Source organism: Nonomuraea ferruginea (genome assembly GCF_039540635.1).
Taxonomy (GTDB): domain Bacteria; phylum Actinomycetota; class Actinomycetes; order Streptosporangiales; family Streptosporangiaceae; genus Nonomuraea; species Nonomuraea ferruginea.
On record NZ_BAABFD010000007.1, the window covers coordinates 308,267 to 332,494 of the forward strand.

Sequence of the window (24,228 nt, forward strand, 5' to 3'; positions counted from 1 at the left end):
TGCACCTGCCTTGACCTGCGCTTTAGGTTCGGCGGGCATGGCGGAGGATGGCCGCCCCGGCGAAGTAGGCGACGAGGCCCGGGGTCGACAGGCCGGTGGGGCCGTGGTCGCCGGGGCCCGCCACCGCGGCGACGAGCAGACCGGCCAGCACGCCCGCCATCCCGGCGACGGCCGGCACGATCGGCGAGCTGTGCGGATCGGGCCGTGGACCGGCGCGCCGCTCGATCGGCCCGAACACCGCCACCAGGCCGGCCAGGATCAGGGACAGCGCGAGGAGCCAGGGCACCCGCAGGACGAACCAGGACGAGGAGCCGGCCGGCGGGTCCGGCAGCACCTCTGTCGGATACAGCGCCACCACGCCGATCACCGCGGCCGTCATGTGCCACAGGAACACCGTCATGATCACGGAGTTGACCGCCACGACCGCCGTCCAGGGACGCGGGCGGCGCAGCCACAGGTTGGCCGGATCGCGCAGCCACAGGGCCAGGCCCGCCTGCGTGGCGGCTAGCGCCAGCAGCGCCAGGGTGGGCGGGGAGGTGTTCTGGATCTCCTCTCCCGGAATCCCCACCATGCTGATCGGATACGGCCCGGCCAACGTCATCACCACCAGGGCGGTGAACCCGGCCAGGGCGAGCGGCAGCCCGACGCGCCACCCGGACGGCAGGCGCCCGTCCTGCCAGGAGAATCCGAGCTGGTAGACGGCCAGCCAGGCGAGCAGGAAGTTGGCGTACGCCACGAAGCCGAGGACCGAGGTCATCCGCGCCACGTCACCCACACCGACGAGCACGGTCAGCAGGATCGGCACGGCGAGCCCGTACCTGCGGTGCAGGGCGTGCATCAGCGGGGTGAGGACCACGACGGCCAGGTAGGCCACGAGAAACCAGAGCGGGATCGCCGCCAGCCAGACCCCGGTGCCGACCAGCTCCGCATCGACCCCCAGCGCCCGCGCGGCCAGGGCGCAGACCGCGAGCACGCCGAGGAACGCGGTGGTGGGCCGGACGAGCCGGTCCGTACGGCCAAGGATCCAGCTCACGGCGGTGCCGCCGCGCTTCCGGTGGGAGGTGAGGGAGGCCGCGCCGGCGACCCCGCCGACCAGGAAGAAGACCGGCATCACCTGGAACAGCCAGGTCAGCCAGCGCGTCCACGGAACGACGTCCAGCACGCTGCCGCCCCGCAGGCCGCCGTCGTACGTCACGTACACGGCCAGCCAGTGACCTGTCACCACGGCGATGATCGCGACGGCGCGCAGCAGGTCGACCACTCGATCCCGATGCGCCGGGGTGTTCCCGGCCAGCTGCCGCAGCCGTCCCATAGGCATCTGCTTACCCGGGCAGGCAGGGCCGTCACACCGGCGCCGGGGTGCGGGAGATCGCGCGGGCGCCTGTGCGCAGGAGCGGGGCGAGTGGCCGGACGGACGGCGATCGGGGCTATCGATAGAAGCCGCGAGCGGCGTTCGCGAGATCCGTCAAGCGGTCTCGCTCACGCTCGCGTTCGTGCTTGATCCACTCCTTGCCTTCGGCGGCGACGCCTTCGAGGACGTGCAGGGTGTTGCCGAGTCCTGCGGTGTCGAGCGTCACCTGAGAGACGGTGCGCGGGTCCTCCTCCGGTTCCGACTCGGGATTCGGCGGAGGACCGGTCACCTCGACCTCGATCGGGTGGCCGTTCACCAGCGTCAGCTCGAACGTGCGGCGACCGTCGTCGGCATCGATGACCTGAACGGCCGCAACGGCGTCGTACCGGTAGTTGATCCGTCTCCGGTTGTGGAAGGTGACCTTCTGGAAGTCGAGGTCGACGCTCATCTGGCGGACACCGTCGGCGGTGAGCAGGAAGACCAGGAGCTTGTAGCGGGAGTAACGCCAGGGCCCGTTGCGGACCCGCGCTCGTTTGTACGAAGTCGCGGGGGCCTCGATGAAGGCGTGGGCGATGACATCGTCCGGTTGGAGTTTGTAGTGCCGCATCGCCTCCTCCGTCAAGGCCTTGCGGTCGCAGTCCAGCCAGGACGCCATCTCCCGGTCGTCGGGCTTGTCCTTGAGCTTGCGCGTCCACCGGTCGAAGGCAGCCTGGCGTTCGTTCAGCTGCCGCTTTTCCCTGATCCGGTCGGCGGCGTACCACTTGTACTCCAGGACGATGCGCAGCCAGCCGCGGACTGCGACGACGCCCACCACCGCGGCGAGGAGCGCGGCGCCGACGACGCTGAAGGGCGAGATGGTGAACCCGGACCAGAGCAGCGAGACCAGGCCCGCGCCGGAGACCAGGGCGCCGAGGGCGAAGCGCGCCTTGGTCGCTGCAGGAACCCGCAGCAGATCGCGGTCCTGGTGCAGGAGTCCCCGCTGCCAGCGGTCCTTCACGTCGCTCACGAGATATCGGATGAGCCATGAGACGCGTTTTGCGTCGATCTTGCTCTCCCGGTAAAGCTCGATCACCTCGTCCCGAAGGACCTGGCGAATGCCGTCCGTCAAAGCCAGCCATGCCTCCCTCTCGATGGTGCGGGGGACATACCTGGCGAAGTAGTCGATGAACTGCCTGTCGATCCTGCTGCTGAAGCCGCGGGGCAGGCCTTCGGCGGAGCGCTGCCGGGCGGTCCGCAGTTCACGATCCATGGCCCGCAGGCGTTCGCTGCGATAACGCCACTCCACGCCGGCGGGTACGCACCCGTACGCGCCGGCGGCCAGGAGCAGGGTCGCGAGGACCGTCGATGACCAGGAGTACAGCCAGGCCTGGAGGCTGACGTGACCGATGGCCGTCAGCGACAGTGCTGTGGTGGTCGCTGACAGGATCCAGCCGCTGATCGGTGTGTCGGGACTCCTGGCGGGCCGGGCCCGCGGCTCGAACGGCTTGGGCTGGAAGAACTTCCAGACTCGGTCGAGGCGTGCCGAATCGCACCGGTCCCGGTTCGCCTGCGCGAAGGCGCGCGCCCACGAAGCGTTCTGAACGGGGCCGTGCAGGAACAGTTCGAGATGGCGGAGGATCTCGTCCCGCCGGTCGTCGCTCAGCTCTCTGAGCCGCTCCTCGACGCCGGAGGCGTCGACGTCGCCTGCTCGGAGGGACTCAAGAAGGCGGTTGATCACCCTGACAGCCCGGGTCCACTCGTCCTCGGCGTGCCCGGCGATCTTCCCCTGCGCCATGGCCAGGCAGGAGAGCTCGTGGTCCGGCACCTGTTGCAGAGTCCGGCCGCTCAGCAGGGCGAGCAGCAGGTAGAAGCAGGAACGGCTCGTCACGTGACCGTCCACGACAGCTTGGGTGATGTGCTCTCTCGCCTTCCCCACCATGCCGCCCCGCAGGCAGTTGAGCCCTACCGTGAACGCCTGCTCGGGAGACGCGCCCGGGGGGATCATGTACACCGTGATGTCGCCGTGAAATGCCTCCCCCTGGACGGCCACCATGGCAGAACGATCCGCGAGGTTGGTCGTGCCGGGCCCTGGATCGGTCATGAGAGGCCTCGGATTCCGGTGATGACGGCCGTCACCTTGGACGCCAGTTCGGCTACGTCCATCAGCAGCCCGCGCAGTCTCTTCAGCGCTATCAGGGCGCGATTCTTGGTCTGCTCGGTGTCCGCAGGCAGGGATTCCGAGACGACGTCCAGTTCTTCCTCAGCCGCCGCGAACGTTTCTTCGTCGATCTTTCCCGCTGTGCGCGCCCGTGCCAGCGCGTCGCGGAGCTCTGCGAGGAGCGCAGGCAGGTCGGCGGCGGGGCCGGGCGTCTGCCGGATGGAGACGTTGCCGTGGATGATCCCGGCCTGCACGCCGACTTGCGCGTTGCCGGATGCGATGTTCCGCACGTCCCTGGTCATCGATTCGCCTTCCGCCTTCCTCGCCGTACGGGCCCGCCGGTCCGGGCAGGAGTCCTGAGCCAGCTCGGCGGCGAGGGCCGCGGCGAAGGCGGCGGCGTTCGCCACCGCCCGCGGCTGCCAGTTCGCGCCGTCGGAGGTCACCTTCGTGCCGTCGGCCCGGTCGCTCACCCCCCGTATCACGACCATCGGCAGGGACTTGTTCAGATGAGCGGCTTGGGCCACGCCCGCCGCCTCCATCTCGATCGCCAGCGCGTCGTTGTAGGTCTGGCGAACCCACCGGGCATGCGCGGATATCGCGGAGTCCGCGACAACCTCGCCCGCCGCGATCGGCCCGAAGCGGACCTTCGGCACAGTTGCGGCATCGGGAAGGTTCCGTGCCCAGGCGCCACGGCGATCCACGTGGTGCGCCACCTGCGCCGCTTCGTGCGAGATCTCCCATGTGCGCGGACGTGCCTTGAAACCGTCGTCTTCGCTCGTACCGCCGTGGTAGGCGTATACATGGGTCGCCACCACCACGTCGCCCAGACCGACGGCCGGCCAGAGAGCGCCGGCCACGCCGACGAACAGCAGGGCGCAGGGGTCGAACTCGGTGATCGCCCGTTCGGTGAGCACGGCGGAGGGATGGTTCCCCTTGCCCGCCAGCCCCAGCACCGCAGGACGTCCGCCGTCTCTCAGTCGGCCGACCTCGAACAGAGTGCCGGCACGGTGGCGGTGGATGCGCAGGTCGTCCAGGTGCTTCCGGACGGCCTGGTATTCGAGACCCAGCGCTGTGAGGATCACGATGGGACGCTCGTCCATGAACGCACGCCTCCTTAGGGGGCGATCGCAGCCGCCTGACTGCTCAAAGCCTGATTCGTACGGACCATCGGGGGATACAGAAACTGGACCGGTCCTGCCTTGAACAGCCGGGCGGGCCTGCCGTTCTCCGTCCGGCGTTTGGGGCCCGCCGGGACGATGAAGCCCTGCGCGCTCTGCACCTTGCGGTAGAAGTTCCGAGGATCAAGCCGGACACCCCACACCGCCTCGTACACCTGCTGAAGCTCGGTGATGGTGAAGTGCTCCCCACAGAATGCCGTCGCGAGCGTCGTGTGCTCGAGCTTGGCCCGCGCCCGCTCGACGCCGTCTGTGAGGATCCGCTGATGGTCGAATGCCAGTGGTACGCGTGCGGAGCCGGAGATGACATCCTCGACGGGTGTCCAGCGAGCGTCGGCCGCGTCCGTGCCGGCGATGGGCTCCGGCAGTGAGGGCGCGATCGCCAGGTACGCGACGGAGATCACCCGGCCGCGAGGGTCGCGACCCGGCTCGCCGTACACGCCGATCGTCTCCAGATGCACGTCGGTCAGACCGGCCTCCTCCGCGAGCTCCCGGCGCGCCGCCGCCTCGATGCCCTCGCCTTGATGGCTGAGAAAACCTCCGGGCAGGGCGAACGCTCCGTGAAAGGGCTCGACGCCGCGTTCGACGAGCAGGACGTACAGGCGCGCGTCGCGCAAGGTCAGAATCACCAGGTCAACGGCCAGCAGGACGCTCGGCGGCTCCCAGGAGGCGTCTGTCATGGCGCCAAGTTAGCTTTTTGTCGAGCTGACAAAAAGTCCGGGAAGGTGACACTTTCAGCACCGTCCGGTCAGGCCCAGGCCAGGGTGCGCCTCCACGACCGCACTCGGTGAAGCGCAACGTCCCCTGATCGCGGGCAGTGAAGGGCGCCGGTCAGGCAGGGCCGTCACACCGGCGGCGGGGGTTCCACTGCGCCATTTACGGGATATGTCCAGCTGGCCTCGCCGGAGAGATGTCAGGTGTCGTCGATCTCGCTACTTGGGGCGGAACTCCTGTCGGAGCCGCCAGAATTTTTTGCCGGACGCGGTGGTGCAGGCGGTCGCCCCGGAGTAGCCGTACGTGGAGTCGAACCCCGACCGGTTCATCGTCGTGCCCGCCGCGGCCGTGTCGTAGACGCTGTCGACCATGACCTCGACGTGCTTGTCGAACAGCCGGACGACGTCGTCGCAGAAGTACTCCAGGCGTTTCTTGCACGCGTCGCAGGGGCCGATGTTGCTCACCACGAGGACGTGGATGGTGCGGACATTCTGGAGTTGCGTGCCCTGTCCCTCGATCCAGTCGTAGGCGTCCTGCAGCGCGGCGACTTCGCTGTCACGGCTGGACAGGCGTGCCTCGTCCGCGCTGATCCCGGACGGCCGGGGGTGCGCGCCCTTGCTCGCGGAGGTCAGGGAGTAACGCTCCTCCCCTCCGGAGCCGGCCGCCTTGACCGCCGTCCGGTAGCTGTTCGCGTCGTCGAACGAGACGTCGCTGTCGACCATGACCAGGACCTGGGTGAACAGGCCCTGGTGCTGGGCGTGCACGTCCGTCAGCGCCTGGACGACGACCTGGTCGAGCGGGTCGTGCGAATGCGGGGTCGAGGTGGACATCAGGCCTCCTTGCCGATGCGAGAACCCCAATGTTTCACCGGCGGGAAGGGAGTCAACGCCGCGGTGCCGTCCAGGATTGACAGGCCACATCCGGCCGGCACGTGTATCACGGTGAGCCGAAGGCCCGGCCAGGGCGGGTGAACGCCTGGGCCGGGCCGGCCGATGTCAGGAGGGTCTGTCGTCAGGTGGGGGTGCGAACTGGCCGAAACGGACGTCGCGGGTGCGGTCCTCGTAGGGCGGCTGGGGCCGGCCCTGCGGGGGCGCGGGATGCCCGTACGGGCCGGCGCCGTGCGGGCCGCTGTGCTGACCGCCCGGCTGGTGGGCGCCGTAGGGACCGCCGCCGTACTGGCCGTACTGGCCGCCCTGGTGGCCGCTGTACTGGTCCGCGCCGTACGGGACGTTGTTGTGCTGCGGGCCTGAGCCGTACGGGCTCTGCGCCTGGTGATGCGGGGCGGCGGGGAGCTGCTGCATCGGGTACGGCGACGGCTGGGCGTAGCCGCCGCCCGGCGGGTGTGGAGGGAAGGACGGCGGGGGACGCCGGCGGCCGCGCAGGACCTTGACCAGGATCAGCGCGACCACCAGGGCGACCAGCACACCTGCACCGATCAGCACCCACATCAGCATCGGCCGGGGCGACTGGTCCTTGCCCGCGGAGATCGCCTGCTGGGTGTCGCTGATGTACTTGGCCACGTACGGGTGGTTCGGGAACAGCGCCTGGACCTCGCGGAACTTCGGCAGCGCGTCCTCGTAGTAGTGACGGAAGTAGTCGTTCAGCGCCTCGTTGTACCGGGTGGTCGTGGTGGCCTGGGCCGCCTTGATGTTCTTCTCGCCGAGCTTCTCCTTGACGATGCTCACCGGCAGCACGAAGCTCTCGCTCTCCGAGGCCTCGCCGCCCTCGCTCACGGTGCCGGCGATCAGCATGCCGATGACCTTGCCGTCCTTGCTGAAGACGGGGCCGCCGGAGTTGCCGTGGTAGGAGGGCGCCTGGGTCTGGATGTACGGCACGCCGGTCTGCGTGGCGCGCGTGGCGTTGTACGGGCCCTCGGTCAGCGCCGGCTCCAGCCTCGACTCCAGGCTGAAGAACGCCGTGTTGGTGACCAGTCCGGGGAAGCCGCTGATGTAGAGCGTGTCGCCGGTGCGCACGTCGCCGTCGTCGCCGAGCGGCACGGTCGGCATGTTCTGCTGGCCGTTGACCTTGAGCAGCGCGAAGTCCTTGCCGGGGTAGTTCTCGCCCACGGAGACCAGCTCGGCCGGTACGGCCTTGGCGGTCTTGTCCACGCCGCCGCCGGGCAGGCTCTGCAGAACCGTCAGGCTCTGCTGCAGGCCGCGGATCTTCATGTGGGTGCTGTTGAACGTGACGAAGATCTGCTGCGCGAGCTTGAGGATCTCCTCGTCCGTCTCGATGCCCTGCAGGCCGCTGACGATCCCCTGGGCGTCTTCCTTGTTGAACGTCGCCAGCGCCTGCTGCGCGAACATCTGCGCGAGCTCGGTGTCGCCGACCTGGACGCAGTGCGCGCCGGTGACCATGTAGCCGTCGGGGGTCACCCACCAGCCGGTGCACAGGCCGCCGACCTCGGCTTCGACGGTGCGCTCCGGCGAGCTCACGGTGAGGTAGGCGTCCACGTTGCCGGCGATCCGCTGGAACATCCACTTGGCGATGCTGCGCTCGTCCGCGGAGATCTTGCCCGACGTCACGGCGTCGGTGGCCTGCACGGTGAGCTGGTTGAACGCGGCCTGGTTGAGCGCGCTCGACGGCACGGCGACCGTGCCGGTGTAGGTGAGGCTGATCAGCTGCACCGCCGGCTGGGTGCGGGCGGCCAGCCAGGTGCCGACGGGCACGTCGGGACGCTCGTCGGCGCCGTCGTCGGCGACCGCCGGTAGGGCGGGCAGCGCGACCGCCATCGCGACCACCGCGGCTGCGGCGATCTTTCGCAACTTACTGCTGTGATTTCCACGCACAACCGCACATGGTGACGAATCGATCTTGTGGATGACTTGTGGATGACTTGGCGACAGTGCCGCCGAGGGTCACGTGGTGACGGTCACGTCGCGCAGCAGGAGTCGGCTGGCCGCGTAGGCGTGCAGATAAAGGTGGAAATTCTCTGCTTTGGCCTTGGCCGACGTGTCCGCGGTGACGACCGTGGCGACCACGTAATTCTGCGACGGGTTCGTACGGATCATCCCGTAGGCGAAATCGGCATGCGTCATGTCCCTGCGGGTGTTCACCGAATTGCCCGCCTGTTTCTGCAGCTTCTTGGCCGTGGCCCTGGCGACGGAGGCCGTCGGGAACTCCATCATGACCTGCACCGCTTTCACATGTCCGCGGTAGGCCGTGTAGGCGATCTGAATGGCGCGCTGACACTTGTTCCCGGCCAGCACACCCCGGGCGTCCACCGGGTCGCACGTGTCGTACGTCCAGCCGCCGACTTTCTTGGCCGAGTAACGCACGCCCTGGAACTCGAACCGCCAGTCCTGGAACTCGGTGTGCGCGAATCGCGTCCCCGACTCGTCCGGCGCGGCTGTCGGTTCGGGCTCGGCGGTCGGCTCCTGCGAGGGCTCCTCGGACGGCTCGCCCGACTGCCAGGGCGCCGTCGTGGGGAACGAGGGCGCGGTGCTCGGCTGGGCGGCGGGCGCGGAGCCGGAGGCGTTGACGTAGTAGGCCGCACCGGCCACGCCCCCGCCCACCAGGACCACGGCCAGGCCGACGGAAAGCGCGACGATCAGGCCGGTGTTGCGCCTGGGCGGCGGGTCATACGGAGGCAGGTTCATGCCGAACCCGTCCTGCCAGGCCCGAGGGTCGAACTGCTCCTGCGGGCCGTGGTTCCGGTGGCCGGTTCCCCGGGTCTGACCGGTGTTGTCCCACTGTCCGAAGTCGGACCGGGGGAACGCGTGATCGGGGGACGGCTGCCGCCCGTGTCGCATCGGTGGCCGCTGTGGCCGGGAGGCCCAGGGGTCGTCCGGATGAGGCTGTCGAGGGTCGGTCATTGCCCCATTGTGAGATGACTTTTCGCAGTTAATCGGACTACGCCGGTTAATGGCATGGAAGTGAACCGGGCCGCCGCTTTCGTGCGTACTACCTCAATCGAGCCGTCTCGCGAACAACGGGATCCTCACTCACGGGGAAAGGCTGAAACCATTCTCCCTATGCGCCTTTCCCTCCGTCATCGGCAGCGCCGGCCATAAGGAGCAGGGCGGCATGTTCCGCCGGTACATCATCTGGCGGAGCAAGCATGCCGCCGACGAACGGCTCCGCGAGGTCGTGAACAGGGCGGAGGTTGCCGGACGCGGCACGACTAGCGCCACGGATCGAGGGCGTGTTTGCCGCGGGTCCGGCCGGCTTCGAGTTCCCGCAGCACCGTCGCCCCCGCAGCCAGGGGGTGAACCTGGGGGGTGCCGGGCGTGTACACACCGTGGGCGATGAGAGCGTCGATCTCGACGAGCAACGACTGATAGATCGACGGGACCGCGGTCGCCAGCGCACCGATGTGCAGGCCCTTGACTTGAACCTGGTGGGTGAAGACCAGGTCGTGCGTGGTCAGGGTGGCGTCGCCGGAAGCGGCGCCGAACACGATGACGCGTCCGGTGAAGGGTTTGGTGACCGACAGGCTGGTTTTGAACGTGGCCTGTCCCACCGATTCCAGGACCAGGTCGACCCCGCCGGTCAGGCGGGTGATCGCCTCAGCCAGATCGGGACGCCGGCTGTCGAGGATCTCGTCGGCGCCGAGCGCTTCGACGGTGTTGTGCTTCGCTGGTGAGGCCGTGGCGATCACGCGTGCACCGTAGTGGCGGGCGAGACGAACGGCGGCCTGCCCCACGCCTCCGGCCGCGGCATGAACGAGCACCACCTCACCCGTCTTGATCTCGCCCAACGGCTTCAGTGCCGCCAAGGCGGTAGCCCAGTTCAGCACCAGGCCGAGGGCTTCGGCATCGCTCCAGCCGGAAGGCACGGGCAGCACACCCGCAGTCGGCATCGTCATGTACTGCGAGAATGCGCCGGGGCCGGCTCCGACGACGCGGGTGCCGAGCCGCAGTGGCCTCTCAACGTTCGGGCCAACACCCACGATCTCCCCGGCGGCCTCGAAACCCGCCACATAGGGCGCCTGCGGGCCTCCTCCGTAAGTTCCACGGGTCTGCATGACGTCAGCGAAGTTGACCCCGGCGGCGCCCACGCGGATCAGGTACTCGCCGGGCCCTGGGGTGGGGCGGCGATGATCGGCCGTGAGGGTCAGATCCTCCGGTCCCCGGTGCGACCGCTGGACCAGCGCTCGTACCCACTGCTCAGCGGTGTGCTGCTCGTTGATCTCCATGCGCCGAAGGTAGGAGCCTCACACTTACGTCAGGGTCAAGTAGCTGTCAGAGATCAGTGCGGCAGGCTTCTCGAAGGTAGGCGTCGAGTGCCGCCTGCTGATCGCTGAGAATCGCGATGCGCGCGGCGAGCCGATCGCGATAGCTCTGCACCTCGTGCAGGAACTCCGCGCACACCACGCCGGTGCCGGCATCGGGTCCGTCGGTGAGGCGGGGCAGGGCTTCCCTGATCAACCGTACGGGCAGCCCGGACTCCAGCAGCGAGCGGATGATGAGCACCCGGTCGATCGTGGACTGGCAGTAGTCGCGGAACCCATTGCTGAATCGGCCAGGGACGATCAAGCCCTCATCCTCGTAGTGCCGCAGCGATCTCACACTCACACCGCTGACCCTGGAGGCTTCGCTGATCTTCACACTCGGAGACAACACCCAGGAGCACCGCGGTCTTCCAGCGATCACCACGACGAAGTGCACCGCGCCGGGATCAGCGCACGTCACAACAGGGCGAACGTCGCCTGATGCGGCATTAGGGCTGTCGACGCGCGCGCAGGTGGTGACCGGACCGTCCACACCAAGACCGTCAACACCCCCTGGCAGCACGAGACCGCCTCCCGCACCCGCTCCTGGGGCACCTCCGCCGCGGTCCTGACCGGCGTCGCCACCACCCGCACCTGGACCGCCATGGACGGCGGCGGGTGGCGGCAGACCCGCACCGACACCGCCCACGACACCGTGACCGGCCTGCCGACCGAGGTCGACGCTACACGGACGGCCACCCCTACACCGAGCGGATCGACGCCTACGACCACCAGGGCCGTGCCGTCAGATACACCGTCGTCATCCCGGAGACGGAAGGAGCCCTGGCCGGAAGTTACACCTTCACCACCGCCTATAACCCGGACGGCACGGTCCGCACCCAAGGCTTCCCGGCGGCAGGCGGTCTGCCCGCCGAGAGCGTGACCACCACCTATGACGAGCTGGCCCGAGCCACCCGCCTCACCGGCAGTCTCGGCACCTATGTCGGTGCGACCGTGTACTCCGCGACCGGCGACCCTCTGCAGTACGAGCTGACCACCGGCGGCAAGAAGGTGTGGCAGACCTTCACCTACGAGTACGGTTCGGGCCGGCTGGCCACCGCCCGAGCCGAGCGCGAAGGCATGACCGGCGCGGACCGCAACGCTACCTACACCTACGACCAGGCCGGGTCTTTCACCTTGATCTCGGACGTGTCCCGGTCGGGCACTGATACGCAGTGTTTCGACTACGACCACCTCCAGCGCCTCATTCAGGCGTGGAGCCAGGCCACGCCCGGCTGCTCGGCGGTCCCGACGGTCTCCGCCGTCGGCGGGCCGGCGCCCTACTGGCACAGCTACTCCTACGACGCGACCGGAAACCGCACCCGGGAAGTCCGGCACGGCATCGGCGGCGAGACCGACACCGTCAGGTCCTACGCCAACGCGCCCGCTGGGCAGGGGCACCAGCTCCGCTCGGTCTCCCAGACCGGTGGCGCGAGCCCCCGCACCGAGACATTCGACTACGACGCTGCCGGCGGCGTGACGCTGGGGGTGGACGGTCAGGTGGGGACCGCGATGCGCGGTGACGGCTCGACGGGCCATGCCGAGACGTCCGCATCGGTCGTCGACACCTCCAGGACGTACGCGGTGGGCGCCTGGGTCAGGCTCGCCCACACCGACGGCTTCGCCACCGTCGTCAACCAGGACGGCGACGTGGTCAGCGGCTTCTACCTGCAGTACGTCAAGGACGAGAACCGCTGGTCGTTCAGCCTGACCGACGCCGACGCCGTCCAGGGCCGTCGCCTGGAACGCCACCGGCCCGATGGCCATCGGCCGCGCGAAGCACAACGGCGCCGCAGTGGACTTCTTCCCCGGGGAGATCGACGATGTACAGGTCTACGACCGCCTGGTCAGTGCGGAGGAGGCCGCAGACCTGTTCACCCGTCACCCCGTGCTCTCCGGCCGCTGGACGCTCAACACCGACGGGCAGGACGGCACCGGCCACGGCCGCCACCTCACCATGGGGGGTGACGCTCACGTGGATCAGGCGGCCGGCTGGCTGGGCTCCCCGATGGGCGCCCTGGTGCTGGACGGCGCCGGCGACCACGCCGCCACGACCGGGCCCGTGGTGTCGACCAGCCGCAGCTTCGCCGTCGCCGGCTGGGTGACCGCCGCGGGCAGGCCCACCGCCCGATCGGCCGTCTTCTCTCAGGCCGGCAGCACCAACAGCGGCTTCACCGTGCGGTATGACCCTTCCGCCGCGGATGGCGCCGGCGGCTGGCAGGTCGAGATGCCGGGCTCCGACGCGTCAGGCGCGGTGGCTCAGCGGGCGGAGCACTCCGCCTATCAGAGCCAGCTCGACTGGGACCATGTGGCCATCGTGTACGACTCCTTCGCGGACGTCCTGCGTCTGTATGTCAACGGCTGGCTTGAGGAGACCGAGGAACGGGTTTCGGCTCGCTGGCACACGATCGGCTTCGACGCCACCGGCCCGCTCCAACTGGGCCGTACGAAGACCGCGGGTGCCTGGGGCGAGCACTGGTCCGGCGTGATCGACGACGTGTGGGCCTTCTCCGGGGTGCTCACCCAGGAGCAGATCCAGACGCTCGCGGGCTACACGGAACTCCCGTCGGACTCTCCTTTCTGACTTTGGGTGAGATGGCGAATCATCGGTAAACAGAATGGATCTGTAATCGGCGTAAGAAAGAACCGGGCGTGCCTTTTGGCGCCGGTCCGGTCAAGCCGGGGCGTGCGGCGGTTCGCCGTCATTCGGGGCCGAAGCCGCCACCTTCTCCCGGAAAGCGCGCAGTGCCGCGGCGCCCACCGCCTTGTCCTGCTCGCCGTTGCCGCCGCTCACGCCCACGGCGCCGACCACCTGGCCCTCGTGCACGATGGGGAAGCCGCCGACGAAGACGGCGAACCTGCCGGGGTGCATGTGGCTGATGCCGAAGGCCTCGTTGCCGGGCAGGGCGGGGCCGTTCGGGGGTTCGTTGAAGAGGTGGGTGTCGCGCTGGTGGCCGGCCGCGGTGAAGGCCTTGGCGATCGCGATCTCCACTCCGGTGAGGCGGGCGCCGGTCATCCGGTGGAGGGCGATCGGATGGGCCCCGTCGTCGGCGACGCAGATGGTCTGTTTGACGCCGATGCGGCGGGCCTCCTGTTCGGCGGCCTCCAGCATGACGAGGGCGTCCTCAAGGGTGAGGCGGAAAACCGTGTGCATTGCCTTTTCAGCTCCTGCCCGCATGAATATTCCGGCCGTCTGACAAGAGAAAGCGGCGCGACGCCATTTACCGGCGACCCGCGGTCCCTGACATCGGGCTATTGCCTTCCGTTCCCCCGAAATGGAAAATGAGGGAAATCCGTCCTCCCTCCTCACCCGTGACTCGCGGCGACTCCGTTGACACCGTCAGTCTCCGAGGGCCGGTGGCCCACGGCTACGTACACACTGCCGAACCGGCGAGACAGGATTTGGGCACATGGCACAGACGTCCCCCAGCAGTGTCGACCTGATCGATGCCCAGGACCGTGACCCCAGTGGGCAGATCTCCCTGCGAGCGCTTCTGGCCGAACCTCTGCTGCGCGGCCGGGTCATCGCGGGCACGGCCGGGCTGAGCCGGAGCGCGTCCTGGTGCCTGCCGCTGTCCGAGCTGGGGGAGGCCGGGCCGGTGTCCTCGCCGGACCTCTCCGGCATGGTCGTCCACCTGCCCGCGGACGCGCTGGCCGAGCCGGACGAGGCGTGCGCGCTGGTCGCCGACCTCGCCCGCAGGGACGCCGTCGCGCTGCTGGTCTGGCCGTCTCCCGAGGGCCGCGTCCCGGACCTGACCAGGGCCGCGCGGGCGGCCGAGGAGGCCCGCATCCCGCTGCTCGTGCTGCCGGCGGAGGCCGACTACCGTGCGGTGAGCCGTCTGGTGGGGCAGAAGGCCCTGGCCCAGACCTCTCACGTGCTGGAGTACGGCTCGCGGGTGCACCGCACGCTGGCCGAGGTGCTGGCCAGGGGGTCGGGAATCCCGGCCATGGCGCGGGCGGTCGCCGGGCTCGCCCGCTGCCCGGTCCTGGTCATGGACGCCGACGGCGAGACCCTCGTCTGCGCGGGCTTCGAGCCGGGCGCCGCCGGTCTGGCCGCCGAACCGGCCAGGATCGCCGACCTCATCGCCGAACGCCTGCCCGACCTGCGGGAGAGCGACGACTGCGCCCGGACGCTGACGGAGCTCAACCTGCGCGAAGGCGAGCTGGACGACCCGGTCCGTGTCCTGATCGCGCCCATCGTGGTGGGCGGCGACCTGTACGGCAGGCTGGTGCTCGTGGAGAACGTCTGGCCGCCGGACGCCCACGACCTGGCCCAGCACCGGGTCATCGCCGAGCACGGGGCCACCCTGACCGGCTCGGAGATGTTACGCCAGCGTTCGGTGCGGGCCGCCGAGGAGCAGGCCAGGGGCGACTTCGTCGAGTCGCTCGTGCACGGCCGCTTCGCCGACCCGCACGAGCTGGAGGCCCGCGCCCGCCACCACGGCTTCGACCCGGAGGGCCGCTACGCGGTGCACGTGCTGACGGCGGGCGCCCTGCTGCCGGCCGGCCGGCGCGACCAGCGCCGGGCGGGGGCCGTGACCCGCATGGTCCAGGTGGTCGAGCCCTCCGACACCCAGCGGACGCTGGCCGCCGCGATCGGCCCCTTCATCGTGGTCATCCGGCAGGTCACCGGGGACGCGCTGGCCGGGCAGGCGTCCGTGGCGCAGTTCGCCGGGCAGCTGCACCGGGCTCTCCGCCCCCACCTGGGGGACGACCTGCGGCTCACCCACGGGCGCGCGGGCCGGGGCGCGGCGGGGGTGGCGGCCAGCTACTACGAGGCGCGGGTGGCGATGGGGCTGGCCCGGCACACCGGTGCCGCCCCCGTGTGCGGGTACGACGACCTGCGCGTCCACGCCGCGCTGAAGGACGTGGCGGCCAGCGTCGAGGGGCGGGCGTTCGCCAGGGAGATCCTGGACGCGCTGCGCCGCGTGCACAGCCAGACCGGTGACCTGGAGCAGGTGGTGCTCGCCTACATCAGGTCCGCGGGCAACCTGAACGCGGCCGCCCGGACGCTGAAGCTGCACCGCAACACCATGCTGTACAAGCTGGACCGGGCCTCCAGGGCGCTGCGGATGGACATCCGGTCGGCCGACGCCCAGTTCATGGTCTGGCTCGCGCACCACATCGACACTCTCGCGGCGGTCACCGGCGCGCTCTCCGACGAGTTGTCGCCGCCCGTCGACTCCGTCGAGGCCCTCTGACGGCTCAGCCCTGGGCGGCCTGCCGCCGGCGCCTGGGCCCGTCCTGCTCCTTGGCGTCGTCGGGAAGCAGGACGAAGATCTCGCCGTTCTCCTCGCGCACCGGATACACCCTGATGGGACGCGTCGCGGGCGGCAGGATCGGCTCGCCTGACTCGTAGTCGAAGACGCTGCCGTGGCAGGAGCAGAGCAGCCCCTCCTCGGTGGCCCGGCCGGAGGAGAGCAGGCAGTCCAGGTGGGTGCAGTAGTTGGACATGGCGTGGACCCGGCCGTCCCAGCGCGCCACGGCGACCTCCACCTCGTCCACGAAGAATCTGCGTACGAGCCCGTCGGGCACCTGCCCGGACCGTGCGACGCGCCGGTATTCCATGGTCTCTCCTCAGAGCAGGTCGATCAGGTCGGTGTCCTCGTCGCGGAGCGCGGCGGGGTCGGGTGCGGCCCCGGCCGCCATGAGCTGCCGGGCCGCGGACACCTCGGCGCCCCGGTCCATCCCGAAGGCGGCCTTGAGCACGCCCTTGCGCAGGTAGAAGGCGACGAAGTCGAACTCCTCGGCCGAGCCGCGCACGACCAGCTCGTCCCAGCCCTCGGCGTGTCCCGCGTACTGCAGATCGCGGCCGAACTGCTCCGACCAGAACCAGTGGGGGGCTGTGTACGGGACGTCGCGGCCGAGGATGTTCCTGGCCGCCGCGGCGCCCTGGCCGCTGGCGTTGTCGAAGTGCTCCACCCGCACCGGCCTGCCGGCCAGGGGATGGAAGGCGCGGGCGACGTCGCCGGCGGCGTAGACGCCCGGCACGTTCGTCCGGCAGTACTCGTCGGTCAGGACCCCGTCGTCCAGGTCGATGCCCGAGCCGGCGAGCGGCTCGACGTTGGGCACCATGCCGACGCCCACCACCACCACGTCGCCCTCGACGATCCGGCCGGCGCTGGTCCGCACGGCGGCGACGTCCGGCGTCTCGGCGTACTCCACGACGCTCTCCCCGGTGCGCAGCGTCACCCCGCCGGCCCGGAGCAGCGCGGCGCACACGTCGCCCATCTCCTCGCCGAGCACCTGCCCGAGCGGGTGGTCCAGGCGCTCGATCACGGTCACCGCCGCGCCCCTGGCCCGCGCCGTGGAGGCCACCTCGGAGCCGATGAACCCGGCTCCGACCACCACGACGCGGGCCCCGGGCCGCAGGTCGGCGCGGAGCCGGTCGGCGTCGGCCACGGTGCGCAGGTACCGTACCCGGTCGCCGGCCACCCCCGGCAGAGCGCGCGGCCGCCCCCCGGTGGCGATCAGCAGCGCGTCGGCCGCGGCCGTGGAGCCGTCGGCGAGCTCCACGGCGCGGTCCGCGCCGCGCACGGCGGTCACCGCGGTGCCCAGCAGCAGCTCCACCTCGTTGGCCGCGCACCATCGCGCGGTCAGCAGGTCCAGCCCCGCCCGGTCCTCCTCGCCCGCCAGGTACTCCTTCGACAGCGGCGGGCGCTGGTAGGGCGGTTCCGGCTCGGCGCCGACGAGCGTGACACGGCCATCGAAGCCCAGCCGCCGCAGCGTCCGGGCCGCCACGGCGGCCGTCTGCCCGGCCCCGGCCACCAGCACCGACCGGATCATCGGCTCTCCTCCGCCGTCAGCGCCCGCGGCCGCGGGTCCACGTAGACCACGCCGTCATCGACCCGTACGGCGTGCACCGGCTGGCACCGGTCCTGCCCGTCGGCCTCACCGGTGCGCGGGTCGAACGACCACTGGTGGCCCGGGCAGATCACCCTGCCGTGCAGCAGCGTGCCCTTGCTGAGCGAGCGCCGCTTGTGCACGCAGGTGTCGGCCAGCGCGTACACCTCGCCGTCCACCAGGAAGAGCGCGATCTGCTCGGCGCCCACCGTGACCAGCTTGCGGTTGCGCCGCTCCAGCTCGCGGAGCGAGGCGACCTCCACCCACTCGGCCGGCGTGCTCACTCCGCGGCCACGAGGTCCGGCCGGACGTAGTGGTCGTACAGGCCCTGCGTGTACGAGTAGCGCATCTCGGCGCCCCACCGGCACATCCGCAGGCACCGCTGCTGCAGCTCCGGCGTGTCGGCGTGGTCGAGCACGATCTGGTAGCCCCGCTCGCCGTGCACCTCGTCGGAGGTGATGTGCAGGTCGAAGAACTCGATCTCGTCCTCGGTGAAGCCGTAGACCTCGCGCAGGGGGACGATCTGCTTGCGGTAGATGTTCGGCACCTGCGACTCCAGGCCGACGACCAGCGCGGCGGTGGCCACCACGAAGTGCTCGCGCATGGCGACCGCGTAGCACCACGACTGCAGGCCGCGGGTGATCGGGTTCGCGTTGTCCGGGTCCTCCACCCGCTCCCGGGTGGTGCCGCACGCCTCCGCGAACTTGATGAGCAGGTCGGTGTGCCGGATGTCCGCCAGCTCCTCCTCGTACATGTTCTGCAGGGTGAAGTCCTTGGCGCCGGTGTACTGGTCGGGGGTGTTGGCGTAGACGTAGGCGAGGTAGTCGGCGAACGGGCCGACATAGTGGTAGTGGTTCTCGGCCCAGCGGGCGAAATGCTCCCGCTTGAGCTTGCCCTCCGCCCAGGCGACGCTGAAGTTCGCTTTCGAGGCCTGCCGGCCCTTGATCGCGTTCTCCAGGGCCGAGCGGAAATCATCCCGCGACAGCAGTTCCGGCATTTCCGGTCTCCCTTTCCCCGAGACGGCTTTTCTCGTCTCACAGTAGGAATTCCGCGGTTCGTTTCGTACGGTCAACCGGCACAGGGAACCGCCGATTTCGTGTGCACGTTGCACGGCTCATTCGAGCGCGGACAGATAAACGCTTTTCTCCTGCGTGTAGAAGAGCATCATCGTGGGCCCGGCCTGCTCCTTGAAGGTCTGCGTCCCGGACTCCTTGAGCCCGCCGAAGGGCACGTTCATCGCCATGCCGGTGGTCGGCTGGTTGACCTTTACCAGCCCGGTACGGCTGCGCCGGGCGAAGTCCAGAGCCCGGCCGAGGTCCCGGGTGACGATGCCCGAGGCCAGGCCGTACTCGGTGGCGTCGGCCAGCGCCAGGGCCTCCTCGAAGTCGGCGGCCCGCTGGAACGCCAGGACCGGCCCGAAGATCTCCTCGCGGGCCAGCCGCATGTCCGGCCGCACGCCCGCGAACACCGCCGGGGACACGAAGAACCCGCGCTCCAGGCCGTCACCGGTGAGCCTGCGGCCACCGGTGACGAGCTCCGCGCCCTCCTCCTGGCCAATGCGCACGTGGTCGAGCACCTTGGCGAGCTGGAAGTCCGCGGCGAGCGGGCCCATGTCCACGCCCGGCGCCCGGCCGTCGCCGACGGTGCGCTTCCCGGCCAGCTTCGCCACCCGCTCCAGCAGCGGCTCGTACACCTCGCCGAGCGCGATCACCCGGCTGGTGCCGGTGCACGCCTGGCCGCTGAGCCCGAACGCCCCGGTCGCGATGATCTGAGCGGCCCGGTCCAGATCGGCGTCGGGCAGCACGACCACCGGGTTCTTGCCGCCCATCTCCAGCTGGACCCGGCGGGACGGGCCGGCGGCGGCGTGCACGGCGCGGCCGGTCGCGGTCGAGCCGGTGAACGTCACCGCTCCCACCCTGGGGTCGCCGGCCAGCGCCGCGCCCGGCTCGGGGCCGCCGTGCACCAGCGCCAGCGCGCGCGCCGGCAGCCCGGCCGCGAGCAGCGCCTCCACCAGCCGCTGCGCCGTCAGCGGGGTGAGCGGCGAGGGCTTGAACACCACGCCGTTCCCGGCGGCGAGCGCGGGACCGAGCTTCCTGGACGGGATGTTGAGCGGGAAGTTCCACGGCGTGATCGCGCCGACCACGCCGACCGGCTCCCGCCAGGTGTAGACCAGGGCGCTGCCGGGGGCGGCGTAGGTCTGCCCGCTCATCCGCACCGCCTCGGCGGCGTGGAAGCGCAGGTTCATCGGCGTCCGGCGGGTCTCCACCGACGCCTCGGCCAGGGTCTTGCCTTCCTCCCGTACGATCTCCGCGGCCAGTTCGGCGGCCCGGGCCTCCAGCAGGTCGGCGGCCTTCTCCAGGACCCTCGCCCGGGTCTCGGCCGGCGTGGCGGCCCACTCCGCCGCGCCCCCGGCCACGGCCGCCACGGCGGCGTCCACATCGGCGGCGGAAGAGTCGGGGAACGCGCCCACCACGTCGTCGACGTCCGCCGGGTTCCTTCGGGTGAACGTCTCACCCGAAAGCGCGGGCACCCACCGGCCCCCGATCAGGTTGCGACCCTCGTGCGCGCTCACCGGCGCACCCTCTCGGGCACACGCCGGGAAAGCGCGTCGGGTGTGGCGTTTTGCGGGATGAGGGCGGTGGGTGCGGTGTCTTGCGCGGTGGGGGTGTCGGGTGCGGTGTGCTGCGTGATTGGGGCAGCGGGTGCGGTGTCTTGCGCGATGGAGGTGTCGGGTGCGGCGTCTCGCGGGATCGGGGCGGCGGGCGCGGTGTCCTCCGTAATGGGGGTGTCGGGTGCGGCGTTCTGCGTGGTCGGGGGGTGTTGGGCTGCTGCGGTCAGTTCGATCTCCACGGGGGCGCCGCCTGGCAGGGCCCGTACGCCTACCGCTGTGCGGGCGGGGATGCCGAGCGCCGGCGCCGTACGGGCCAGCGCGGCGGACGCGCCGTCCGCCACCGCGGACAGCTCCGTGAACCCGTCCACGCAGGCGATGAAGACGCTCAGCCGGAGCAGCCCGTGCAGCCGGTCGAGCCCGCCCGCCGCGTCCGCCACCGCGGCCAGGGCGTTGCGCGCGGCCAGCCCGGCCGCCTCGGCGGCCGCGGCCGTATCGACCTCGCCGCCGACCAGGCCGGTCACGGTGAGCGTGCCGTCGCGCCTGGGCGTCATCCCGGCGCTCACCACCAGCGCCGAGCAGGGCACGTACCCGCGTCCCGGACACAGCGGGTGCGGCTGGCTCACGGCGGCCGCGTAGGCCCCGCGGGGGCACGGCACCTCGGGGAGCTCCTCCGGGATCGCTCCGTCCGTTCTCCTGTCGGTCTCAGACACCGAGAGCCACTCCGTCCTGTCGCGGATCCGCCGCGCCGAGCAGCGCGCCGGACTCCTCGTCGATCGAGATCACCAGGGCGCTGCCGCCCGCCCCCCACGCGCCCTGCGTCCGGACCTCGTGCCCCAGCCCGGCGAGCCGGGCCAGCGTCCGCCGCCCCAGCCGGGTCTCGCACCGCAGCTCGTACGGGCTGCCCAGGGCGTCGGCGTCGCTGCCGGGGTGCACGGTGAACCGGGGGGCGCCCACCGCCCGCGCGGGGTCCGCCCCGTGGTCGAGGAGGTGCGACAGCAGTTGCGTGTTCCACTGCACCTGGCCGTCGCCGCCGGGCGTGTTCCCCGCGTGCCGCAGCCGGCCCGCGTCGTCGGTGACCAGCCAGGCGTTCAGCGTGTGCAGCGGGCGGCGGCGGGGAGCCACCTCGTTGGGGTGCCCGTCCAGGAGGTACGCCCCCCGGCCCAGCCGGTTGTTCAGCACCACGCCGGTGCCGGGCACCGTGACCCGGGCGCCGAACGTGAAGGCGAGCGAGTGGATCAGGCTCACCGCGCGCCCGTCGCCGTCCACGGCCACCACCGAGGTGGTGTCGCCCGCCGCCGGCACCGCCGGGGCAACCGGGTGGGGCAGCCGCCCGGCGGCGAGCAGCGCCCGGCGGGCGGCGATCTCCCCAGATGTCAGCAGCTCCCGCCATCCGTCGTCGCCGTCGCCGCAGCGGGCCAGCCGGTCGGCGAACGCGAGCCGCGCCGCGCCCGCCGCCCAGTGCACCGCCTCGGCCGACAGCCAGGGCAGCTCCGCCAGCGTGCCGTCGCAGATCCCCGCCTGCTGGAGCACCATCCACCCGGGGGAGGGCGGCGGGGTCTGGTGGACGTCCATGCCCCGGTAGCGCCCGGTCAGGGCCGGGCCCGGCACGACCTTCCCCGTCTCGGCCCACTCCATCCCGGAGAACGGCGCGCCGGCGGCGGCCAGCGCGGACACGGCCCGCTCCGCCAGCTCTCCGGTGTAGAGGTCACCGGGGTCGCCGGCGAGGCGGCGCAGCGTGGCGGCCAGCTCCGCCTGGACGATCGGGGCGCCCACGGCCGGCACGGCGCCGCCGGGCAGGAACACCGCCGCGGTCCCGGGATCGGCGGCCAGGGCGTCACGGTGTTCCAGGATGTCGGCCCTGGTCTTGGCGGTGCAGCGCAGCCCGCCCAGCGCGGCGTCGATCGCGGGGGCCCAGAGCTCGGTCAGGCTCCGGGTGGCGCCGGCGCCGTGCAGCGCGGCCAGAGCCGCCACCGCGCCGGGCGCGGCCACCGCCAGCGGCCCCTCCATCGGTACGGCGGTCAGCCCGCGCGCCCGGTAGAAGTCCGCGGCGCCCCCGTCGGGGCCGTATCCGCTGCCGGAGAAGGAGACCACCGCGCCGTCCGGGCGCCGCAGCAGGGCGAAGGCGTCCCCGCCCACGCCGCACTGACCCGGCAGCGCCAGCCAGCTCATGGCGGCCATCGCGAGGACCGCGTCCACGGCGTTGCCGCCGTCCTGGAGCACGCGCACCCCGCTGAGGCTGACGGCGGGATGGCTGGAGGCCACCATCCCTCCTGCCGACACCGCCGGTCCCCGTGGAGGGTCCTGCCAGTCCTGTCGTTCTGAACGCACGAACCACAGTGTCTGCCTGTCCGCAATGTCCAGATATGGAGGAAGTGTTGGATTCGGCGTGCGGAACTTGGGCGTCCTGCACATCCGGGGAAGCTACCCCCGGCGCGGCGACGCGGGCGTGAGCCGGTTCCGGGTCGCCGTCGCATCGGCACGCTGCACAAACAGCCGGGCGCTTAATGTGCAGTTTCCTCATTGTTCGCCTCGGGCCGACCCAGGACATTCTGTGCAACAGTTCGCAGCTTTGGTACGCGATGCCGTACCGAAAGGGAGGTGCCATGGAACTGGGTGCCGCTCACTGGATTTACCTGGCGGGAATGGCAGTGATCATCGGCGTGATGGTCGCCCGCAAGAACATCGTCATCCCCGCCGTCGCCGCCACTTTCCTCACCGCCTGGGCATACACCGGAGACCTCGTCTCCGGGTTCCGGTCCGTCTTCGGCGCCAGCCTCACGGCCGCCGCCGAACTGTTCAACATCTTCCTCATCATCGCCCTGGTGACCGCGTTGCTCGGCGCGCTGAAGTCGCTGGGCGCCGACCGGCGCATGGTCGAGCCCTTCCGGGTGGTCATGCGCAACGGGCACACCGCCTTCTGGGTGATGGCGGCGGTGACCTACGTCATCAGCCTGTTCTTCTGGCCCACCCCCGCCGTGCCGCTCATCGGCGCGATCCTGCTGCCCGCGGCCATCAGGGCAGGGCTGCCGCCCCTGCAGTCCGCCCTGGCCATGGCCATCGCGGGTCAGGGGATGGCGCTGTCGAGCGACTACGTCATGCAGGTCGCCCCCGGCCTGTCGGCCACCGCCGCCGGAGTCGAGGCGAGCGTGGTGGCCGACCGCGCCATGGTGCTGTCCCTCATCACCGGCGGCGTCGCGCTGGTCCTCGTCTACGTCATGAACCGCAGGCACATCCTGCGGCCGAGCATGACCCATTTACAGGCGTGGGAGGCGCTCTCCACGAGCGCCGCCGAGACCGTCCAGGAGACCGGCGCCCAGAGCCTGCCCGCCGGGAGCAGCGTGCCGGTGGCGCACACGGCCGCCGGGCCGGTGGAGATGACCGCGGCCGGCGCCACGGTGGCCGTCGCGCCCGCCCCCCAGGACGGCGGGCCGGGCCACGGCGGCCCTCCCGGGGAGGGCGCCGGGGCGGGGCGCTCCAGGGCCTTCGCGGTCATCGTGCCGGTCGTCCTGCTCGCCGTGGTCGGCTACATGCTGCTCGGCAAGTTCACCGGCCTCGTCCCCGAGACGGTGGGCTCGGACGCCGCCGCCCTCGTCGGCGGCGTGGTCGCGCTCCTGCTGCTGGCCGCCTCGATCACCAAGGACGCCCGGGGCAGCCTGGAGGCGTGCGCCGAGCACGTCGTGGACGGCCTGGTGTTCTCGATGAAGGCGATGGGCATCGTGCTGCCGATCGCCGGCTTCTTCTTCATCGGCAACGGCGACTTCGCCGGTCGCATCCTGGGCCTGGAGGAGGGCGCCGAGGCGCCGAGCTTCCTGTTCGAACTGGTGAACGCCGCGCAGGGCGCGATCCCGTCCAACGCCTTCTTCATGGCCTTCGCCCTGCTCGTCATCGGCATGATCACCGGTCTCGACGGTTCCGGGTTCTCCGGCCTGCCGCTGACCGGCTCGCTGTCGGGGGCGCTGGGCCCCGCCGCGGGCGTCGACCCGGCCACCCTGGCGGCCGTCGGTCAGATGGGCGCCATCTGGGCCGGTGGCGGCGTGCTCATCGCCTGGTCCTCCCTCATCGCGGTCGCGGGCTTCGCCCGCGTCTCGGTGCTGGACCTGGCCCGGAAGGCGTTCCTGCCGGTGATGCTGGGACTGCTGGCCTCCACGCTGGTGGCCGTGCTGATCTTCTGACGGCCGCCTCCCT

At 70.9% G+C, this 24,228-nt stretch carries 20 protein-coding genes and 1 pseudogene; 4 read left to right on the forward strand and 17 right to left on the reverse strand.

Features of this window, described 5'->3' with window-relative positions; genetic code table 11:
* Window positions 1-22: 22 nt before the first annotated feature.
* The 9 genes from ABD999_RS16215 to ABD999_RS16255 all read right to left on the reverse strand — a co-directional run bounded on the left by ABD999_RS16215 (window position 23) and on the right by ABD999_RS16255 (window position 10,986).
* Window positions 23-1,312: an acyltransferase family protein gene (locus ABD999_RS16215; protein WP_271274994.1), complete on the reverse strand. Its 1,290-nt coding sequence runs from the start codon at window positions 1,310-1,312 to the stop codon at window positions 23-25.
* 115 nt (window positions 1,313-1,427) lie between these two features.
* The gene (locus tag ABD999_RS16220) at window positions 1,428-3,431 is read right to left on the reverse strand and encodes a hypothetical protein (RefSeq protein ID WP_271274993.1); all 2,004 of its coding nucleotides are present in this window, start codon (window positions 3,429-3,431) and stop codon (window positions 1,428-1,430) included.
* The gene (locus ABD999_RS16225) at window positions 3,428-4,588 is read right to left on the reverse strand and encodes a 5'-methylthioadenosine/S-adenosylhomocysteine nucleosidase family protein (protein WP_271274992.1); all 1,161 of its coding nucleotides are present in this window, start codon (window positions 4,586-4,588) and stop codon (window positions 3,428-3,430) included. The genes ABD999_RS16220 and ABD999_RS16225 overlap by 4 nt, the downstream gene beginning before the upstream one ends.
* 14 nt (window positions 4,589-4,602) lie before the next feature.
* Window positions 4,603-5,343 (reverse strand): NUDIX hydrolase, encoded by a 741-nt coding sequence (locus ABD999_RS16230; protein ID WP_271274991.1) that lies wholly within the window; start codon window positions 5,341-5,343, stop codon window positions 4,603-4,605.
* Between the two features lie 252 nt (window positions 5,344-5,595).
* Entirely contained in the window at window positions 5,596-6,207 is a 612-nt protein-coding gene (locus tag ABD999_RS16235; protein WP_271274990.1) for a hypothetical protein, read from the reverse strand.
* Window positions 6,208-6,372: 165 nt separating this feature from the next.
* Window positions 6,373-8,142, reverse strand: coding sequence for a S1 family peptidase (locus tag ABD999_RS16240; protein WP_271274989.1), 1,770 nt, complete (start codon window positions 8,140-8,142; stop codon window positions 6,373-6,375).
* A 93-nt stretch (window positions 8,143-8,235) separates the two neighbouring features.
* The gene (locus ABD999_RS16245; RefSeq protein WP_345482773.1) at window positions 8,236-9,192 is read right to left on the reverse strand and encodes a hypothetical protein; all 957 of its coding nucleotides are present in this window, start codon (window positions 9,190-9,192) and stop codon (window positions 8,236-8,238) included.
* A gap of 308 nt (window positions 9,193-9,500) precedes the next feature.
* A complete protein-coding gene (locus tag ABD999_RS16250) occupies window positions 9,501-10,514 on the reverse strand; it encodes an NADPH:quinone oxidoreductase family protein (RefSeq protein ID WP_271274987.1) in 1,014 nt (337 codons plus the stop codon).
* 46 nt (window positions 10,515-10,560) lie between these two features.
* On the reverse strand, window positions 10,561-10,986 hold the full coding sequence (locus ABD999_RS16255) for a MerR family transcriptional regulator (RefSeq protein ID WP_345482782.1): 426 nt from the start codon (window positions 10,984-10,986) through the stop codon (window positions 10,561-10,563).
* Window positions 10,987-12,348: 1,362 nt separating this feature from the next.
* Here ABD999_RS16255 and ABD999_RS43930 point away from each other — a divergent pair.
* Window positions 12,349-12,396, forward strand: a pseudogene (locus ABD999_RS43930) (hypothetical protein); the annotation flags it as partial.
* 168 nt (window positions 12,397-12,564) lie between these two features.
* Window positions 12,565-13,173 (forward strand): LamG domain-containing protein, encoded by a 609-nt coding sequence (locus ABD999_RS16265; RefSeq protein WP_271274985.1) that lies wholly within the window; start codon window positions 12,565-12,567, stop codon window positions 13,171-13,173.
* A gap of 90 nt (window positions 13,174-13,263) precedes the next feature.
* Here the strand turns inward: ABD999_RS16265 and ABD999_RS16270 are convergent, their stop codons facing one another.
* Entirely contained in the window at window positions 13,264-13,743 is a 480-nt protein-coding gene (locus ABD999_RS16270; protein ID WP_271274984.1) for a GlcG/HbpS family heme-binding protein, read from the reverse strand.
* 256 nt (window positions 13,744-13,999) lie between these two features.
* Between ABD999_RS16270 and ABD999_RS16275 the strand changes: the two genes are divergently transcribed.
* Entirely contained in the window at window positions 14,000-15,790 is a 1,791-nt protein-coding gene (locus tag ABD999_RS16275) for a helix-turn-helix domain-containing protein (protein WP_148033152.1), read from the forward strand.
* A gap of 4 nt (window positions 15,791-15,794) precedes the next feature.
* Here ABD999_RS16275 and ABD999_RS16280 read toward each other — a convergent pair whose 3' ends face one another.
* The 7 genes from ABD999_RS16280 to ABD999_RS16310 form a co-directional block, all read right to left on the reverse strand.
* Complete coding sequence (locus tag ABD999_RS16280; protein ID WP_219545305.1) at window positions 15,795-16,157, reverse strand: Rieske (2Fe-2S) protein; 363 nt, start codon at window positions 16,155-16,157, stop codon at window positions 15,795-15,797.
* A 9-nt stretch (window positions 16,158-16,166) separates the two neighbouring features.
* Window positions 16,167-17,375: an NAD(P)/FAD-dependent oxidoreductase gene (locus ABD999_RS16285; protein ID WP_271274983.1), complete on the reverse strand. Its 1,209-nt coding sequence runs from the start codon at window positions 17,373-17,375 to the stop codon at window positions 16,167-16,169.
* Window positions 17,372-17,716: a Rieske (2Fe-2S) protein gene (locus ABD999_RS16290; protein WP_148033149.1), complete on the reverse strand. Its 345-nt coding sequence runs from the start codon at window positions 17,714-17,716 to the stop codon at window positions 17,372-17,374. The genes ABD999_RS16285 and ABD999_RS16290 overlap by 4 nt, the downstream gene beginning before the upstream one ends.
* Window positions 17,713-18,429, reverse strand: coding sequence for an iron-containing redox enzyme family protein (locus ABD999_RS16295; protein ID WP_271274982.1), 717 nt, complete (start codon window positions 18,427-18,429; stop codon window positions 17,713-17,715). The genes ABD999_RS16290 and ABD999_RS16295 overlap by 4 nt, the downstream gene beginning before the upstream one ends.
* Before the next feature lie 117 nt (window positions 18,430-18,546).
* The gene (locus ABD999_RS16300; RefSeq protein ID WP_271274981.1) at window positions 18,547-20,004 is read right to left on the reverse strand and encodes an aldehyde dehydrogenase family protein; all 1,458 of its coding nucleotides are present in this window, start codon (window positions 20,002-20,004) and stop codon (window positions 18,547-18,549) included.
* Window positions 20,001-20,753, reverse strand: a complete 753-nt coding sequence (locus tag ABD999_RS16305; RefSeq protein ID WP_271274980.1) for a RidA family protein — start codon at window positions 20,751-20,753, stop codon at window positions 20,001-20,003. Before ABD999_RS16305 ends, ABD999_RS16300 begins: the two co-directional genes overlap by 4 nt.
* Window positions 20,746-22,323, reverse strand: coding sequence for a gamma-glutamyltransferase (locus tag ABD999_RS16310; protein WP_271274979.1), 1,578 nt, complete (start codon window positions 22,321-22,323; stop codon window positions 20,746-20,748). Before ABD999_RS16310 ends, ABD999_RS16305 begins: the two co-directional genes overlap by 8 nt.
* Window positions 22,324-22,685: 362 nt before the next feature.
* Here ABD999_RS16310 and ABD999_RS16315 point away from each other — a divergent pair, with 362 nt between their 5' ends.
* The gene (locus ABD999_RS16315) at window positions 22,686-24,215 is read left to right on the forward strand and encodes a hypothetical protein (RefSeq protein ID WP_345482774.1); all 1,530 of its coding nucleotides are present in this window, start codon (window positions 22,686-22,688) and stop codon (window positions 24,213-24,215) included.
* Window positions 24,216-24,228 lie beyond the last annotated feature (13 nt).

Excerpts from the sequence above, each read along its gene's own strand:
- ABD999_RS16280 (WP_219545305.1), bottom strand. The coding sequence starts at position 16,157 with ATGGAATACCGGCGCGTCGCACGGTCCGGGCAGGTGCCCGACGGGCTC.
- ABD999_RS16315 (WP_345482774.1), top strand. The coding sequence starts at position 22,686 with ATGGCAGTGATCATCGGCGTGATGGTCGCCCGCAAGAACATCGTCATC.
- ABD999_RS16215 (WP_271274994.1), bottom strand. The coding sequence starts at position 1,312 with ATGGGACGGCTGCGGCAGCTGGCCGGGAACACCCCGGCGCATCGGGAT.
- ABD999_RS16235 (WP_271274990.1), bottom strand. The coding sequence starts at position 6,207 with ATGTCCACCTCGACCCCGCATTCGCACGACCCGCTCGACCAGGTCGTC.
- ABD999_RS16275 (WP_148033152.1), top strand. The coding sequence starts at position 14,000 with ATGGCACAGACGTCCCCCAGCAGTGTCGACCTGATCGATGCCCAGGAC.
- ABD999_RS16285 (WP_271274983.1), bottom strand. The coding sequence starts at position 17,375 with ATGATCCGGTCGGTGCTGGTGGCCGGGGCCGGGCAGACGGCCGCCGTG.
- ABD999_RS16225 (WP_271274992.1), bottom strand. The coding sequence starts at position 4,588 with ATGGACGAGCGTCCCATCGTGATCCTCACAGCGCTGGGTCTCGAATAC.
- ABD999_RS16220 (WP_271274993.1), bottom strand. The coding sequence starts at position 3,431 with ATGACCGATCCAGGGCCCGGCACGACCAACCTCGCGGATCGTTCTGCC.
- ABD999_RS16295 (WP_271274982.1), bottom strand. The coding sequence starts at position 18,429 with ATGCCGGAACTGCTGTCGCGGGATGATTTCCGCTCGGCCCTGGAGAAC.
- ABD999_RS16230 (WP_271274991.1), bottom strand. The coding sequence starts at position 5,343 with ATGACAGACGCCTCCTGGGAGCCGCCGAGCGTCCTGCTGGCCGTTGAC.
- ABD999_RS16245 (WP_345482773.1), bottom strand. The coding sequence starts at position 9,192 with ATGACCGACCCTCGACAGCCTCATCCGGACGACCCCTGGGCCTCCCGG.
- ABD999_RS16250 (WP_271274987.1), bottom strand. The coding sequence starts at position 10,514 with ATGGAGATCAACGAGCAGCACACCGCTGAGCAGTGGGTACGAGCGCTG.
- ABD999_RS16270 (WP_271274984.1), bottom strand. The coding sequence starts at position 13,743 with ATGCACACGGTTTTCCGCCTCACCCTTGAGGACGCCCTCGTCATGCTG.